Annotated in this window: 11 protein-coding genes; 9 read left to right on the top strand and 2 right to left on the bottom strand. The window is 56.7% G+C overall.

Annotated elements, in window-relative coordinates:
- Nucleotides 1–2: 2 nt before the first annotated feature.
- The 5 genes from AC0KVQ_RS05870 to AC0KVQ_RS05850 all read left to right on the top strand — a co-directional run bounded on the left by AC0KVQ_RS05870 (nucleotide 3) and on the right by AC0KVQ_RS05850 (nucleotide 6,005).
- Nucleotides 3–1,514: a tripartite tricarboxylate transporter permease gene (locus tag AC0KVQ_RS05870; RefSeq protein WP_473420210.1), complete on the top strand. Its 1,512-nt coding sequence runs from the start codon at nucleotides 3–5 to the stop codon at nucleotides 1,512–1,514.
- 84 nt (nucleotides 1,515–1,598) lie between these two features.
- Nucleotides 1,599–2,573: a Bug family tripartite tricarboxylate transporter substrate binding protein gene (locus AC0KVQ_RS05865; protein ID WP_473420209.1), complete on the top strand. Its 975-nt coding sequence runs from the start codon at nucleotides 1,599–1,601 to the stop codon at nucleotides 2,571–2,573.
- Nucleotides 2,574–2,959: 386 nt separating this feature from the next.
- Entirely contained in the window at nucleotides 2,960–3,859 is a 900-nt protein-coding gene (locus AC0KVQ_RS05860) for a dihydrodipicolinate synthase family protein (RefSeq protein ID WP_473420208.1), read from the top strand.
- Between the two features lie 92 nt (nucleotides 3,860–3,951).
- The gene (garR, locus tag AC0KVQ_RS05855; RefSeq protein WP_473420207.1) at nucleotides 3,952–4,836 is read left to right on the top strand and encodes a 2-hydroxy-3-oxopropionate reductase; all 885 of its coding nucleotides are present in this window, start codon (nucleotides 3,952–3,954) and stop codon (nucleotides 4,834–4,836) included.
- A 2-nt stretch (nucleotides 4,837–4,838) separates the two neighbouring features.
- The gene (locus AC0KVQ_RS05850) at nucleotides 4,839–6,005 is read left to right on the top strand and encodes a sugar diacid recognition domain-containing protein (protein ID WP_473420206.1); all 1,167 of its coding nucleotides are present in this window, start codon (nucleotides 4,839–4,841) and stop codon (nucleotides 6,003–6,005) included.
- Nucleotides 6,006–6,472: 467 nt separating this feature from the next.
- On the opposite strand, the gene AC0KVQ_RS05845 is transcribed toward AC0KVQ_RS05850, so the two are convergent.
- Entirely contained in the window at nucleotides 6,473–7,471 is a 999-nt protein-coding gene (locus AC0KVQ_RS05845; protein ID WP_473420205.1) for a LacI family DNA-binding transcriptional regulator, read from the bottom strand.
- Nucleotides 7,472–7,888: 417 nt separating this feature from the next.
- Between AC0KVQ_RS05845 and AC0KVQ_RS05840 the strand changes: the two genes are divergently transcribed.
- Together AC0KVQ_RS05840 and AC0KVQ_RS05835 are read left to right on the top strand one after the other, a co-directional pair.
- Nucleotides 7,889–9,034 (top strand): L-talarate/galactarate dehydratase, encoded by a 1,146-nt coding sequence (locus AC0KVQ_RS05840; RefSeq protein ID WP_473420204.1) that lies wholly within the window; start codon nucleotides 7,889–7,891, stop codon nucleotides 9,032–9,034.
- 123 nt (nucleotides 9,035–9,157) lie between these two features.
- Nucleotides 9,158–10,135, top strand: coding sequence for a tripartite tricarboxylate transporter substrate binding protein (locus tag AC0KVQ_RS05835; RefSeq protein ID WP_473420203.1), 978 nt, complete (start codon nucleotides 9,158–9,160; stop codon nucleotides 10,133–10,135).
- 153 nt (nucleotides 10,136–10,288) lie between these two features.
- On the opposite strand, the gene AC0KVQ_RS05830 is transcribed toward AC0KVQ_RS05835, so the two are convergent.
- Nucleotides 10,289–11,041: a FadR/GntR family transcriptional regulator gene (locus AC0KVQ_RS05830; protein ID WP_473420202.1), complete on the bottom strand. Its 753-nt coding sequence runs from the start codon at nucleotides 11,039–11,041 to the stop codon at nucleotides 10,289–10,291.
- 267 nt (nucleotides 11,042–11,308) lie between these two features.
- Here AC0KVQ_RS05830 and AC0KVQ_RS05825 point away from each other — a divergent pair, with 267 nt between their 5' ends.
- Both AC0KVQ_RS05825 and AC0KVQ_RS05820 read left to right on the top strand, forming a co-directional pair.
- The gene (locus AC0KVQ_RS05825) at nucleotides 11,309–12,463 is read left to right on the top strand and encodes a mandelate racemase family protein (protein ID WP_473420201.1); all 1,155 of its coding nucleotides are present in this window, start codon (nucleotides 11,309–11,311) and stop codon (nucleotides 12,461–12,463) included.
- A 105-nt stretch (nucleotides 12,464–12,568) separates the two neighbouring features.
- The gene (locus AC0KVQ_RS05820; protein WP_473420200.1) at nucleotides 12,569–14,179 is read left to right on the top strand and encodes an ABC transporter substrate-binding protein; all 1,611 of its coding nucleotides are present in this window, start codon (nucleotides 12,569–12,571) and stop codon (nucleotides 14,177–14,179) included.
- The last annotated feature ends 44 nt before the right edge of the window (nucleotides 14,180–14,223 follow it).

Below are 14,223 nucleotides of genomic sequence, written 5' to 3'. Positions count from 1 at the left end.
CAATGGAACTCTTTCTTGAAGCACTACTGAGCATGTTCACGCTGGCCAACCTGGGAATCATGATCCTAGGCGTGGGCGTGGGCATTATCTTCGGCTCGATTCCGGGCCTGTCGGCCGCCATGGCAGTGGCACTGTTCCTGCCGGTTACCTTCAGCATGGGACCGAACGCTGGCATGACCTTGCTGGTATCGCTCTATATCGGTGCGATTTCCGGTGGTCTGATCTCAGCCATCTTGATCAACATTCCGGGCACACCGTCATCAATCTCGACTTGTTTCGATGGTTCGCCCATGGCCAAGCAAGGTGATGCTGGCAAAGCCTTGGGCGCAGGCGTGGTGTTCTCGTTCCTGGGTGGCCTGATCTCATTCATCGCGCTGATCTTCCTGGCCCCGCCGCTGGCGCAACTCACGCTGCAATTCTCGCCGATCGAATACTTTGCCATTACCGTGTTTGCACTGACCATGATTGCCGCGCTGGCTTCCGGCTCGATGGTCAAGGGCATGCTCAGCGGCATGATCGGCCTGATTTTCGCCACCGTGGGCCTGGCACCGATCGATGGCGCCCGTCGTTTCACCCTGGGTATCGAAAACCTGAGTTCCGGCTTTGACCTGCTGGCGGTACTGATTGGTTTGTTCGCCGTGACAGAAATCGTGCTGGCAGCCGAAGAATTCTCGTCCGACAAGCACATCGAGCCGATTCCGCTGAAGAAGATCAAGGGCTTCGGCTTCAGCATGGCCGAATTCATGGGCCAGCAATGGAACATGTGGCGCTCCGCCATTATCGGTATCTTTATCGGTATCCTGCCGGGCATCGGTGGTTCCACCTCCGGTATCTTGGCCTACATTGCCGCCAAGAAACAATCCAAGACCCCGGAAAAATTTGGTACTGGTATTCTTGATGGCGTGGTCGCCTCCGAAACAGCCAACAACGCCACCATCGGCGGCGCACTGGTGCCGTTGCTGGCCTTAGGTATTCCGGGTGACGGCGTGACCGCAATGATGCTGGGTGGCTTCCTGATCCACGGCCTCACCCCCGGACCGTTGCTGTTCAAGACCAATGCCGATTTCGTCTATGGCATCTTTGCTGCCTGTCTGGTTGCCAACGTGATCATGCTGATCATGGAATTCTTCGGCATGCGTATCTTTGTGAAACTGCTGAAGATTCCGAAGCACTTCCTGTTGCCAGTGATTCTGGTGCTGTGCGTGGTGGGTTCCTTTGCCGTGAACAGCAACCCGTTCGATGCCCAGTCCATCCTGTTCTTTGGCTTGCTTGGTTATGCCATGAACAAGGGCAAGGTACCGATGCCGCCTGCAATCCTTGGCTTTATTCTCGGGCCGCTGGTGGAAACCAACCTGCGTCGCGGTCTGATGTTCACTGATGGCAGCTTCTGGGCCTTCTTTACCAAGCCGATTGCCTTGGGCTTCCTACTGGCCGCCATTCTGGCTCTGGTCTATCCGATCATGAAGTCGATGATCGCCCACCACAAGCATGTGAAAGCCAGTGCAGCAGCTTAATAAGCATTGACTGCCATTCCGGCATGGTGCTGGAATGGCAGAAAATTTTTTGTTTGCAGTGCCTTTTTAACGAGGAGAAGTACCATGAAAAAAAGCGTTTTGGGTCTGTGCGTTTTGGCCGCTTTCGGCGTAGCCAGCAGCGGTGCCATGGCTGCAGAGTGGAAGCCCTCCAAGCCAATTGAACTGATTATTCCGGCAGCACCGGGCGGCAATACCGACTTGAGCGCCCGCACTTTTGCCAAGTATGCCCAGAAGAAATTCGGCAAGCCGGTGGTGATCGTGAACGTTAAGGGTGCTGGTGGCTTCAACGGTATCAAGGCCGCACACGATGCCAATCCGGATGGCCACAAGGTGCTGTATTTCCACGCCAACGTGGTCACCACCAACCTGATGGGCACCTCGCCCTATGACCACACTGGCTTCGATGTAGGCCCGCAAGTGGTTGAAGATGCCTCCCTGACCATGTTTGCCGGCCCCAAGAGCGGTATCAAGAACCTGAAGGGACTGGTTGACGCCGCCAAGGCCAACCCGGGCAAGCTGAAGGTCGCCACCGAATACGGTGCCTTTACCTACTTCATGCTGGTGAAACTGCAACGCGATCTGGGCATCAAACTCAACATGATCGACGTGGGTAGCGATTCCGAGAAGGTTACCGCCATGCTGGGCGGCTTTATCGACCTGATGCCGAAATCGACCCTGGGTACTGCCGATTACGTCAAGAATGGCGACATGCTTCCGCTGGGTGTAATGCAGGAAAAGCGTCCTTCCAACGCGGCCGATATCCCGACTTTTGGCGAGCAAGGCATCAAGTTCACCTACCCGGCCTACCCCTTCACCATGTTCTTCCCGAAGGGCACACCGGCTGACGCACAAGCCAAGTTCGACAAAGTGGCCAAGGAAGTGGCAGCAGACCCAGACTTCCAGAAGGATCTGATCAAGGTTGGCGTGGTCGCACGCTATCGCTCGCCGGCAGAAGCCTCCAAGAACTTCGACGCCATCAAGGCCGAACTGAACGAATTGGCCAAGCTGAAGATGGAAGTGGGCAAGGGCAGCAAGTAAGCCTTTATCCCTCTGACTGCTTCTGTGAAACCCCATGGCCATGCCGTGGGGTTTTTTCTTGCTTTTGCAACATCCTTGCCCGTGTTGCCACGTGCACTTGCCGTAAAAATCTTATGTCAAATCACCAAAATCCCAAGCAAGCTCGTATCAATTAGTGCTATTACACATAGATAAAACATTATTGGCCGATTTTTTTAGGTCAATAGCCCAGCAGTAAAAATTTTTGTTTGTGCGATTATATGAATATCAAGTAATCGCAGATCCATCACGCAGCAGCGGACAAACACCCCCCTTACATTGTCCGGATGCTGTGACAGCACCAACTGCTGGCTGCATACGAACTACTTGACCCTATCCTTGTCTGGCGACTTTTTTGGAGAGTCCAAGTGAAAAACAATGGCTTTATGCATGGCATCGTCCCCCCGATGATTACCCCGACCGATGCCAAGGGCAATGTGCTCGAAAGCAATCTGCGCGGTCTGCTCGATCACGTCATCAACGGTGGCGTTCACGGTGTTTTCGTTCTGGGTGGTGCCGGTGAGTTTTACGCGCTGGATCAGGCACAAAAGCGCCGCGTCATGGAAATTACCGTAGACCAGGTCGCTGGCCGTGTGCCGGTATACGTTGGCGCCAGCGCCATCACCACGCGCGAAGCCGTTGAACACGCACGAATGGCCGAAGCACTCGGTGCCCAGGCGCTGAGCGTACTGACTCCGTTCTATATTAGCCCGACTGAAAACGAGATGTACGATCACTATGTGGCCGTGGCCAAATCGACCAAGCTGCCGATCGTGCTCTACACCAACCCGGATCGTACCGGCGGCGTGAACATTTCCGCCAATCTGTGCGAACGCCTGGCCGAAATCGACAATATCGTTGCGATCAAGGATAGCAGCGGCGACATGACGCTGACCTCCGAATTCATCCGCCGCGGCAAGCCCAAGGGCATGAAGGTATTTGCCGGCCGCGACACGCTGATTTACGGCACGCTGGCCCATGGTGGTGACGGTGCCGTAGCCACGACCGCCAATATCGCACCGAAGCTGGTGGTGGAAATCTACGAAAAATTCAAGGCAGGCGATATCCAGGGCGCACTGGCTGCCCAGTTCAAGCTCAACCCGCTGCGCCTGAATTTTGGCCTGGGCACTTTCCCGGCCATGGCCAAGGATGCGCTGAACCTGATCGGCGTGCCAGCAGGCGATCCGATCGAGCCGGTGCAGCATTGCAAGCCGGAAAACGTGGAAAAGCTGAAGGGCATCCTCAAGCAAATCGGCTTGCTGGATTGATTTGATTGCCATCATCCGCAGCCCAGCTGCGGATGATGCTTTGTGCACAAATTTCTAATCTGCTGTTTAATTAGCAAGGAAAGGAAACAAACATGAAAATCGGTTTTATCGGACTGGGTATCATGGGCAAGCCCATGAGCAAGAACCTGATCAAGGCTGGCCATGAGCTGGTAGTGCTGGATCGCAACCAGGTTGCCGTGGCAGAAGTGGTTGCCCTGGGCGCCACGTCGGCCAATAACGCTGCAGAAGTTGCTGCTCAGGTTGAACTGGTCATCACCATGCTGCCGAATTCGCCGCATGTGAAGGAAGTATTGCTGGGTGCTGGCGGTGTTGTGGAAGGCGGCAAGCCGGGCCTGATCGTGGCCGACATGAGCTCGATCGCTCCGCTGGTCAGCCGTGAACTGGCAGTCGAACTGGAAAAGAAGGGCATCGCGCTGCTGGATTGCCCGGTAAGCGGTGGCGAACCGAAAGCCATCGACGGCACCCTGTCCGTGATGGTGGGTGGCAATCAGGAAATCTTCGACAAGATCGCTCCGGTACTGCAAGCCATGGCCGGTTCCGTGGTGCGCGTGGGTGAAGTCGGCGCCGGCAACATCGCCAAGCTGTGCAACCAGACCATCGTTGCCATCAACATTGCTGCCATGTCCGAAGCACTGGTTCTGGCCGCCAAGGCCGGTTGCGAGCCGGATCTGGTGTACAAGGCCATCCGTGGCGGCTTGGCTGGCAGCACCGTGCTGGATGCCAAGGCTCCGCTGGTAATGGATCGCAAGTTCAACCCGGGCTTCCGTATCAACCTGCACATCAAGGATCTGCAGAACGTACTCGACACTTCGCACGAAGTGGGCGCACCGCTGCCGCTGATTTCCGTTGTGATGGAAATGATGCAAGCCCTGCGCAACGACGGGCTGGGCGATGCCGACCACTGCGCGCTGGTCCAGTTCTACGAAAAGATGGCAAAAATTGAAGTGACGCGCTAAAAATGGCCTTTCTGGATCCCCTGCTCGCTCAGGAAATCGTTACGCGCACCATGCGCATCATTGACTACAACGTCAACGTGATGGACGCCAACGGCATCATCGTGGGCAGCGGGGAACCATCCAGAATCGGCGAATTGCACGAGGGCGCGCAACAGGCACTGCTGCAGGGCAAGACGGTGGAAGTCGATGATGCGATGACCGACCGCCTGCGTGGTGCGCGCCCCGGCATCAATCTGCCACTGCGACTGGAAGGCCAGATCGTTGGCGTGGTTGGTCTCACCGGCAAGCCATCACAAGTCCGTCGCTATGGCCAACTGGTGCAGATGACGGCAGAAATGATGCTGGAGCAGGCCAAGCTGATGCGCTTGCTGGCTCGCGATAGCCGTCTGCGCGAAGAATTGGTTTTGCACCTGATCCGCTCGGACGATACCTCACCGGAACTGGATGAGTGGGCACAGCGCTTGGGCGTCAACCTGAAGATGCCGCGCATCGCCGCCGTGATCGAAATCGACAGCGGCACCATGGGTGTCGATGCCGCACTGACCGAAATCCAGCAGCTGCAAACCCTGCTGACCACCCCCGAGCGCGACAACCTGATCGCCACGGTCTCGCTGACCGAAATCGTTGTGCTCAAACCGACACGCAATCCGCACGATCAACGCGAAATCGACCGCCACCGCACCCGGATTGAAGCCCTGATTTCGCGCATGAAGGAAAGCAGCAAACTGGGCATGCGTATCGCGCTGGGCCACTACTTCCCCGGCCCCGGCGGCATTGCGCGTTCTTACCGTACCGCACGCACCACGCTGCAGGTCGGCAAGCAGCGTCACCCGGAAAGCCAGGCTTTCTACTACCAGGACCTGATCCTGCCGGTACTGCTCAACAGTCTGAAGACCGGCTGGCAAGCCGAAGAGTTGCGCCGTTCGCTCTCCAAACTGGTCACGAACGACAACAACGGTGTATTCCGCAAAACCCTGACACGCTGGTTTGCCAACGATACCCAGGCGCTTGCCACCGCACAGGCGCTAAGCATCCACCGCAACACGCTCGATTATCGTCTCAAGCGCATCGAAGAATTGACTGACCTGAATCTTGAGCGCTTCGACGATCGTCTGCTGCTCTATATCGCACTGTTGCTGGTCGGCGACCAGCCGATCGAAAAAGAATAGGCCCTACCACCCTCTCCGTCGTTCACCTGAGTAGCGATTTACCCGCTCCCCAGCCCCTCTTCCGCGAGTGGGCGAGGGGAGTATTTAGCTATTCCACCGATCGTTCTCCATCTCCCGCATGCGGGAGAAAGTAGCCAGAATAGTCTTATATGAACGGTATCAGAGCCTGTTCACGATCATTTCACCGCAGCGTTCTGGGCAGTGCCGGATAGAGGCCAAGGCACAAACCGTGCCGTGGTACGTGTACCACAAGCGGTTTGTAACGCCGGCGGCTGCCGGCAATGCCCGGAACCCGCCGGGCCAGGCAGGAAAATGGCCATCCACTGCGTTGAACGCCTTGGAAATAACCCGTTATTGCCAGCGTCGTTCGCCTTGTGGCTAACCCTTTTCCTGTCTGGCGCTGCGGTGAAATGATCGTGAACAGGCTCTTAGCGCTACGGCATGCGTTTGTTGCCAGCAACGCCGTCTCACGTCGAGCCGCGCTCGATCAACTCGAAACCCACATCAAATATTCTTTCAGGCAGCGCTTGCCCCTCGATTTTCGCCAGCAATGCCTTGGCAGCCAGCTCGCCGATCTCGTGCTTGCCGATGCGTACTGTCGAAATCGCCGGCGAAGTACATCTGGAAAAATCCATATCACCGAAACCCATCACGGCCAGTTGCTCGGGTACTTTCAGGCCACGCTCAGCCGCCTCGATCATCACGCCATGTGCCAGCGAATCCGAGCTGCACACGATCGCGTCAAATTGCTGGCCGGTTGCCAGCAAATCGCACAGGCCATCCCGACCAAGTTGCAACGTGGCAGGAATCGGCACGGTCTGCACGGGCACATCGCTGATACCGTGGCTGTTCAAGGTATCGAGGAGCCCTTTGCGTCGCAGTGCCGCCCGCTCGTCATTTCCCCAGACCAGACCGAAGCGGCGACAGCCTTTGCCGTACAAGTATTGGGCAATCTGAATACCGATCTTTTCATGCGAAAACCCCACCAGCATATCTATCGGCGTTGGCGTCAGATCCCAGGTTTCCACCACCGGGATACCGGAAGCCAGCAGCCGTTGCCTTAATGGCTGCGAGTGATTGATGCCGGTCAGCACCACACCATCCGGGCGCCGGCTGAGAATCGCCGACACCACGTCTTCTTCCCGCTGCGCGGAATAGCCACTCAGACACAGCAGCAGATGGTAGCCACGCGCTTCCAGCTGATCGCTCAAGCCCTGCACGGTATCCACGAACATGGCGTTGTTGAGTTGCGGCACCACCGCTGCAATCAGCCGGCTCCGTTTGGATGCCAGGCCACCCGCCAGCATGTTGGGAATGTAGCCCGTCAGCGCGACAGCTTCCTTGACCTTCTCGATGGTCTGCGGACGCACCATATGCGGATTGCGCAAGGCACGAGAAATCGTGATCGGAGACAACCCGCTTACGCGGGCCACATCGTCAAGTGTCGGTGCACTGGGCTTTTCCATGGATGGATTTGAGCTTTTCCGAGAGGGGGCTTGGGACATGTTTGAAGACGGTTTGCGGCTAATACACAAAGGTTCTGTGGATGTTAGCAGGTTCCGTCTCACGGCAACGTATCTTCACGCGCAGACGTGCGGACACCTACCTCGCCCTCGCAAAAATGACAGCGATATCATTTTAGACACACACTCTCACACAAACACACCTCCAACTTTTCCTCATGATAACTCACTGTTAAATAATGATATTATGGAAATAATATTCCATATTTGCATATTTAAAAGCATTTATAAAACAAATAAATATTTATCCCATTGCGCAACGATGATAAATTGACAGCGCTGTCATTTACAAAAGACATTGAGAGCCGGTCGTTTCCGTGCCGTCACTCTTGAAACCATCAACACCCAGGAGAAGTCATCGTGAGTACAGACATTATTTCCGGCGACCGGATTGCGTGGATCAAGATTTCCTCATGCTATCTACCATTGGCCAACCCGATCAGCGACGCAAAGGTTCTCACCGGCCGCCAGAAACCAATGACCGAAATTGCCATGCTGTTTGTGGAAATCGAAACCGCTGACGGCCATAAAGGGCTGGGCTTCAGCTATTCGAAGCGCGCGGGCGGCCCAGGCCAGTTTGCGCACGCCAAGGAAATTGCCCCGGCGCTGATCGGCGAAGATCCGAACGACATCGCCAAGCTGTGGGTCAAGCTGTGCTGGGCCGGCGCTTCGGTCGGTCGCAGCGGCCTGTCGACCCAGGCCATCGGCGCATTCGATGTGGCACTGTGGGACATGAAAGCCAAGCGCGCCAACCTGTCGCTGTCGAAACTGCTGGGCTCCGAGCGCGATTCGGTCCGCTGCTACAACACCTCCGGCGGCTTCCTGCACACCCCGCTCGATCAACTCACCGTGAATGCCTCGGCCTCGCTGGCCAAGGGGATCGGCGGCATCAAGCTCAAGGTCGGCCAGCCCGACTGCGCAATCGACATCAAGCGCGTGGAAACCATCCGCAAGCATCTGGGCGACAACGTGCCCCTGATGGTGGATGCCAACCAGCAGTGGGATCGCCCGACCGCGCAGCGCATGTGCCGCATCTTTGAGCAGTTCAATCTGGTCTGGATCGAGGAACCGCTCGATTGCTATGACTACGAAGGCCATGCCGCACTCGCCGCCCAGTTCGACACCCCGATTGCCACCGGCGAGATGCTGACCAGTGCCGCCGAACACGGCGAGCTGATCCGCCACCGCGCCGCCGACTACCTGATGCCGGATGGCCCAAGAGTCGGCGGCATCACCCCGTTCCTGAAGGTTGCCACCCTGGCCAACCACGCCGGCCTGATGCTCGCCCCGCATTTCGCCATGGAGCTGCATGTGCATCTGGCCGCCACCTACCCGACCGAACCCTGGGTCGAGCATTTCGAATGGCTGGAACCGCTTTTCAACGAACGGCTGGAAGTAAAGGATGGCAGCATGATCGTTCCGACCCGACCCGGCCTGGGTTTGACGCTGACGGAAAAAGTTACCGAGTGGACGCGTGAGCAGGTCGAGATTGGCAAGCGCCCGTAAGACTGTACGGCGATGAATGATTGCGCATCGCATGCGCAGTCATTCATCGCAAATTGGCAGTAGCAGTAGACGCTGGTTTTTCATGTTGTTTGCAGTATTTATTCAAATATGAGGAGAAGTAATATGAAAGCCAAGATTTTGAGCACTTGCGTGATGACAGCCCTGGTCAGTCTGAGCACCATCCAACTCCATGCAGCCGTGGACTACCCCAAAAAAGCAATCGAAATATATGTACCGGCTGCAGCAGGGGGTGGTACCGACTTGGGCGCGCGCACCTTTGCCAAGTACGCGCAAAAGAAATTCGGCAAGCCAGTCGTGATTGTGAACGTCAAGGGTGCTGGCGGGTATAACGGGTCAAAGATGGTTCACGAAGCCAATCCTGACGGCTACAAGGTTCTGTACTTCCACAACAGTCTGGTCAGCAACTACCTGACGCGAACCGCCCCCTACTCCTATGATGGCTTTGATACCGGCCCAGCCATGGTCGAAGATGGCTCAATGGCGTTCTTCACCCAAGGAAAGTCCGGCATAAAAAACGCCAAGGATCTCATTGAAAAAGCCAAGGCCAACCCCGGCAAGCTCAAAGCCGCAACCGAGTATGGCGCCACATCGTATTACCTTCTGCTCAAATTCCAGAAAGACACGGGTGTAAAATTCAACCTGGTTGACGTTGGCGGCGATTCGGAAAAGGTAACGGCATTGCTTGGCGGCTTTATTGACATCATGCCCAAGGTAACCGCCGGCACACAGGCTTATATCGACAATGGCGATTTCAATGTACTGGGCGTTCCTTCCGAAAAACGCACCCCCAATGCGCCGCAGGTTCCAACCTATACCGAGCAGGGCGTTTCCTTCACCTACCCACCCTTCCTGTATGGATTCCATTTCACCAAAGGAACCCCGAAGGAAATTCGTGAGCGCTTCACGCAAGTTGCCAAGGAGGTGGCCGCTGATCCTGCCTATATAAAGGACATGGAAAAGATTGGTCTGCCGGTTCGCTACACCACCCCCGAAGACAGCATGAAGTTCTTTGCCAAGATGCAGGCCGATTTCGCCGAACTATCCAAGACGGCTGCGGAAGTCAAAAAGGAAAGCAAATAAGGTTCGACCCAGGCAACACCAATGGCTGATTTCTGACAGCTTCCTCGTTAACTGGAAGATATTTGACTGTTGTGTTGCTGTTTTGCCCGACTGCGCAGAGTCGGGCATTTTTTATTGTTTTTAAAGCCATCCACAACAGTTAGCCCAACTCCATCAGGGCGTCGTGAAATTGTTGATTCTGCGCTGCAGCCGATCCCGACTGCCCGCCAGATGCAGGCGCAAGGCGGCACGGGCGGTATCGGCATCCTGTGCGGCAATGGCCTGATAGATGCGGTCATGCTCGGCCAGCGTGCGCGCCAGATATTCCTTGACCGAACCGCCACCGAACTTGAAGGTCTGCATGCGGCTGCGCGAGAGCATGTATTCACCCAGATGATTGAAAAGACGCAGGAAATGCGGGTTGCCGGTGGCATCGGCAATCGCGCGGTGAAACGCGATATCCGCCAAGGCGGCCTTTTCGCCGATTTCAGTCTGCTCACCTTCGCTTGCTGCGATCTGCGCCATATCGTCCATGGTCTTGCGCATAGTGGCGAGCTGGGCTTCGCTGCGGCGCATGGCAGCCAGTGCTACCGCCTCGCATTCCAGGGCAAAGCGTAATTCCAGCACCCGCAGCATCTCCTGCGCCACGGTCAGATTCGCTGCTTCCTCGATCTGAAAGGTGCTGGGCCGATCCGGCCGCACAACAAAGGCACCCAGCCCCTGCACGGTATTGACCACGCCATTGGCCTTGAGATTGGCAATCGCCTCGCGCACCACCGTCCGGCTCACGCCGAACTCCTCGATCATATCCTGCTCGCTCGGCAGGCGATCGCCAATGTGATACTGGCCCGCTTCGATACGCTCCGAAACGACCCGGATGATCTTGCCACTCAAGGTTTCCCGCCGCCGCATGATCTGCATTTCCATGTTTTATCCTGACGTGAAGTAGACACCAGCTGCGTCAAACTGTCATCTTGTATGACGACATAATACATCCACCCCCAAGCACATCTCAACAAAATTCACCAATCACCAATAATATCCATCCAAAGTAAAATTATTTATTCATTAAATTCATATAGTTAATCTCAATTTTTAGCAAAAATAAAAAACAGGATTGACATCGCAAATGTAGCATTCATAAAATGGCTACACGTATGACAACATACATCAAGACGGACGGAGAGCCCCACAATGAAGATCGAGAAAATCTCGGTAGACGTATTTACCTACCCGGCACGCATTGCCCGCGATACCGCCGGCCATGCCCACCCGGGTCCGGAAAAGGAAGTCAAGCAAGCCATGCTGCGCATCCGTGCCGACGATGGCACCGAAGGCTATGCATTTGGCCCGCAGGAAGTGATTCGCTCGCACGTTATCGAATCATTCGCACGCAAGGTATTGATCGGGCAAAACGCGTTTGACCGCGAACGCCTGTGGCATGAGCTGGCGCACTGGCAGCGTGGCAGCGCCGGCCAGCTCACCGATCGCGCGCTGGCCATCATTGAACACGCCATGTGGGATTTGGTGGGGCGCAAGCTCAATATGCCAGTCCACAAGCTGATTGGCGGCTATCGCGACAAGATCCTGGCCTACGGCAGCACCATGTGCGGCGACGATCTGCCCGGCGGGCTTTCCACTCCGGATGAATACGCACAGTTCGCCGAAAAACTGGTCAAGCGCGGTTACAAGGCGATCAAGCTGCATACGTGGATGCCGCCGATTTCGTTCGCGCCCAACCCCAAGATGGATGTACAGGCCTGTGCCGCCGTGCGCGAAGCCGTCGGCCCGGATATTGCACTGATGCTCGATGGTTATCACTGGTACAGCCGTACCGAAGCGCTCTACATCGGCCGTGAACTGGAGAAACTCAACTTCACCTGGTTTGAAGAACCGATGGAAGAAGAATCGGCCGAATCGTATGCCTGGCTGGCCGCGCAGCTCGATATTCCGATCCTGGGGCCGGAATCGCTGCCGGGCAAGTTCCTCAGCCGCGCCAGCTGGGTCAAGAACAATGTCTGCGACATCCTGCGCGCCGGCGCACCGGGCGTAGGCGGCATTGGCGCCTGCCTGAAGGTGGCGCATCTGGCCGAATCGTTCGGCATGAACTGTGAAGTGCATGGCAACGGCGCGCCCAATCTGAATGTGGTGGGCGCCATCAAGAATTGCGACTGGTACGAACGCGGCCTGCTGCATCCGTTCCTGGATTACGACCAGCCGCCTGCTTACCTGAACAGCCTGGTTGACCCGATGGACGACGAAGGTTATGTCCACTTGCCGACCCGACCGGGCCTGGGCGAAGACATCAACTTCGACTATATCGCCGACCACACGGTGGAAACCTACTAAACGAATAGAGAGATACGGGCATCCCGATGTGGACGCTCATTTCCCGGCCAGCAAGCAGGCAGCAGAACCTGCGGCCGGACAACCTGGAAGAAGAGGAGTCAGTCAATGAAAATCCGTACGTCGCTCAAGGCCTGTGTACTGGCACTGGCACTTACCGCAACGCCGTATGCCGCTGTGCATGCCGCCACCCCGCCCGATCAGCTGATCATCGGCATGAGCATGAACAACCTGCTCTCGCTCGACCCAGCTGCAGCTACCGGTCTGGATGTGGCCACCATCGGCGCCAACCTGTATGACATGCTGGTCGAACTGGATGCCAAGGATCCAAGCAAGCTGGTCCCGGCGCTGGCCGAGAGCTGGAAGATCAGCGATGACGGCCGCACCATTACCTTCAATATCCGCAAGGGCGTGAAGTTTCAATCCGGCAATCCGCTAACCGCCGAGGATGTAGCCTGGTCGTTCCAGCGCGTGCTCAAACTCAACATGGCGCTCGCCACCACCTGGAAATCCTACGGTTTCACCGCGCAGAACGCCGAAAAAAACCTGCGCGCCACGGATGCCAACACCTTCGTTTTGGAATTGCCCGAGCCGACCGACCCGAAGCTCGTGCTTTACACGCTGGGCGCTTCGCCCAGCGCTTTTATTCTTGACCGCAAGGCCGTCATGGAGCACGACAAAGACGGCGACATGGGCAATGCCTGGCTGACCACCAATGCCGCCGGCTCCGGCGCCTTCAAGCTCGATACCTGGCGTGCCAAGGATTCGCTGCTGATGAGTCGCAACGAGACCTACTGGCGTGGCGCACCGAAACTGCGGCGCGTGGTGGTGCGTCACATGACCGAATCGCAATCGATGCGCCTGATGATCGACCGTGGCGATATCGACCTGGCCATCGGCATGTCGGTGCCCGATATCGAGGCCATGAAAGGCAACAAGAATGTCGAGATCGAATCGGTCAAGCGCGGCACGCTCTACTACCTCGCCGTCAGCATGAAAGATCCGAAGTTTGCCGACAAGCGCGTGCGCCAGGCCATCCGCAGCCTGATCGACTACGACGGCATCAACAAGACCGTCATGCCGAACTATGGTGTTTACCACCAGCGTCCGGTGCAGATGGGCCTGCCAGCAACCTTGCAGAATCCGGGTTACAAGCTGGATGTGGCTGCGGCCAAGAAACTGCTGGCCGAAGCCGGTTTCCCGCAAGGCTTCAAGACCACCTTGCGCGTACTGTCTGATCCGCCATTCATCAATATCGCGACCAATATCCAGGCAACGCTCGCCCAGGCCGGCATCGAAGCCAGCGTGATCTCGGGCACCGGCAACCAGATCTACGGGGCGATGCGCGATCGCAAATTTGAAATGATCGTGGGTCGCGGCGGTGGCGGTGCCGAGCCGCATCCGCACTCCAGCCTGCGCGCACTGGCCTACAACCCGAACAACAGCGATGAAGCCAAGTTGAGCAACTTCCAGGGCTGGCGCACCTCGTTCTTCGTGCCGGAACTGAACCAGATCATTGAAAAAGCCGAAGTGGAAAAGGATCCGCTCAAGCAGATCACGCTCTACCAGGATGCGCAGAAGATTTACGACAAAGAAGTGGGCGCGATCATGCCGATCTCGCAGATGATTGAAACTGAAGTGTTGCGCAAGGATATCCGCAACCACATCAGCCACCCGTCTGCCACCACCCGCTTCCGCGAAGTTTACAAGCAGCGCTGATGCAGACCGCCGGGGCGAGGTTCCCCTCCTCGCCTCGCTCCGGC

It is taken from the genome of Formivibrio sp. oc-25 (assembly GCF_055810895.1).
This window is presented reverse-complemented; position numbering and strand designations above follow the sequence as displayed.

Excerpts from the sequence above, each read along its gene's own strand:
- AC0KVQ_RS05820 (WP_473420200.1), top strand. The coding sequence starts at position 12,569 with ATGAAAATCCGTACGTCGCTCAAGGCCTGTGTACTGGCACTGGCACTT.
- AC0KVQ_RS05830 (WP_473420202.1), bottom strand. The coding sequence starts at position 11,041 with ATGGAAATGCAGATCATGCGGCGGCGGGAAACCTTGAGTGGCAAGATC.
- AC0KVQ_RS05850 (WP_473420206.1), top strand. The coding sequence starts at position 4,839 with ATGGCCTTTCTGGATCCCCTGCTCGCTCAGGAAATCGTTACGCGCACC.
- AC0KVQ_RS05825 (WP_473420201.1), top strand. The coding sequence starts at position 11,309 with ATGAAGATCGAGAAAATCTCGGTAGACGTATTTACCTACCCGGCACGC.
- AC0KVQ_RS05870 (WP_473420210.1), top strand. The coding sequence starts at position 3 with ATGGAACTCTTTCTTGAAGCACTACTGAGCATGTTCACGCTGGCCAAC.
- garR (WP_473420207.1), top strand. The coding sequence starts at position 3,952 with ATGAAAATCGGTTTTATCGGACTGGGTATCATGGGCAAGCCCATGAGC.
- AC0KVQ_RS05845 (WP_473420205.1), bottom strand. The coding sequence starts at position 7,471 with ATGGAAAAGCCCAGTGCACCGACACTTGACGATGTGGCCCGCGTAAGC.
- AC0KVQ_RS05865 (WP_473420209.1), top strand. The coding sequence starts at position 1,599 with ATGAAAAAAAGCGTTTTGGGTCTGTGCGTTTTGGCCGCTTTCGGCGTA.
- AC0KVQ_RS05835 (WP_473420203.1), top strand. The coding sequence starts at position 9,158 with ATGAAAGCCAAGATTTTGAGCACTTGCGTGATGACAGCCCTGGTCAGT.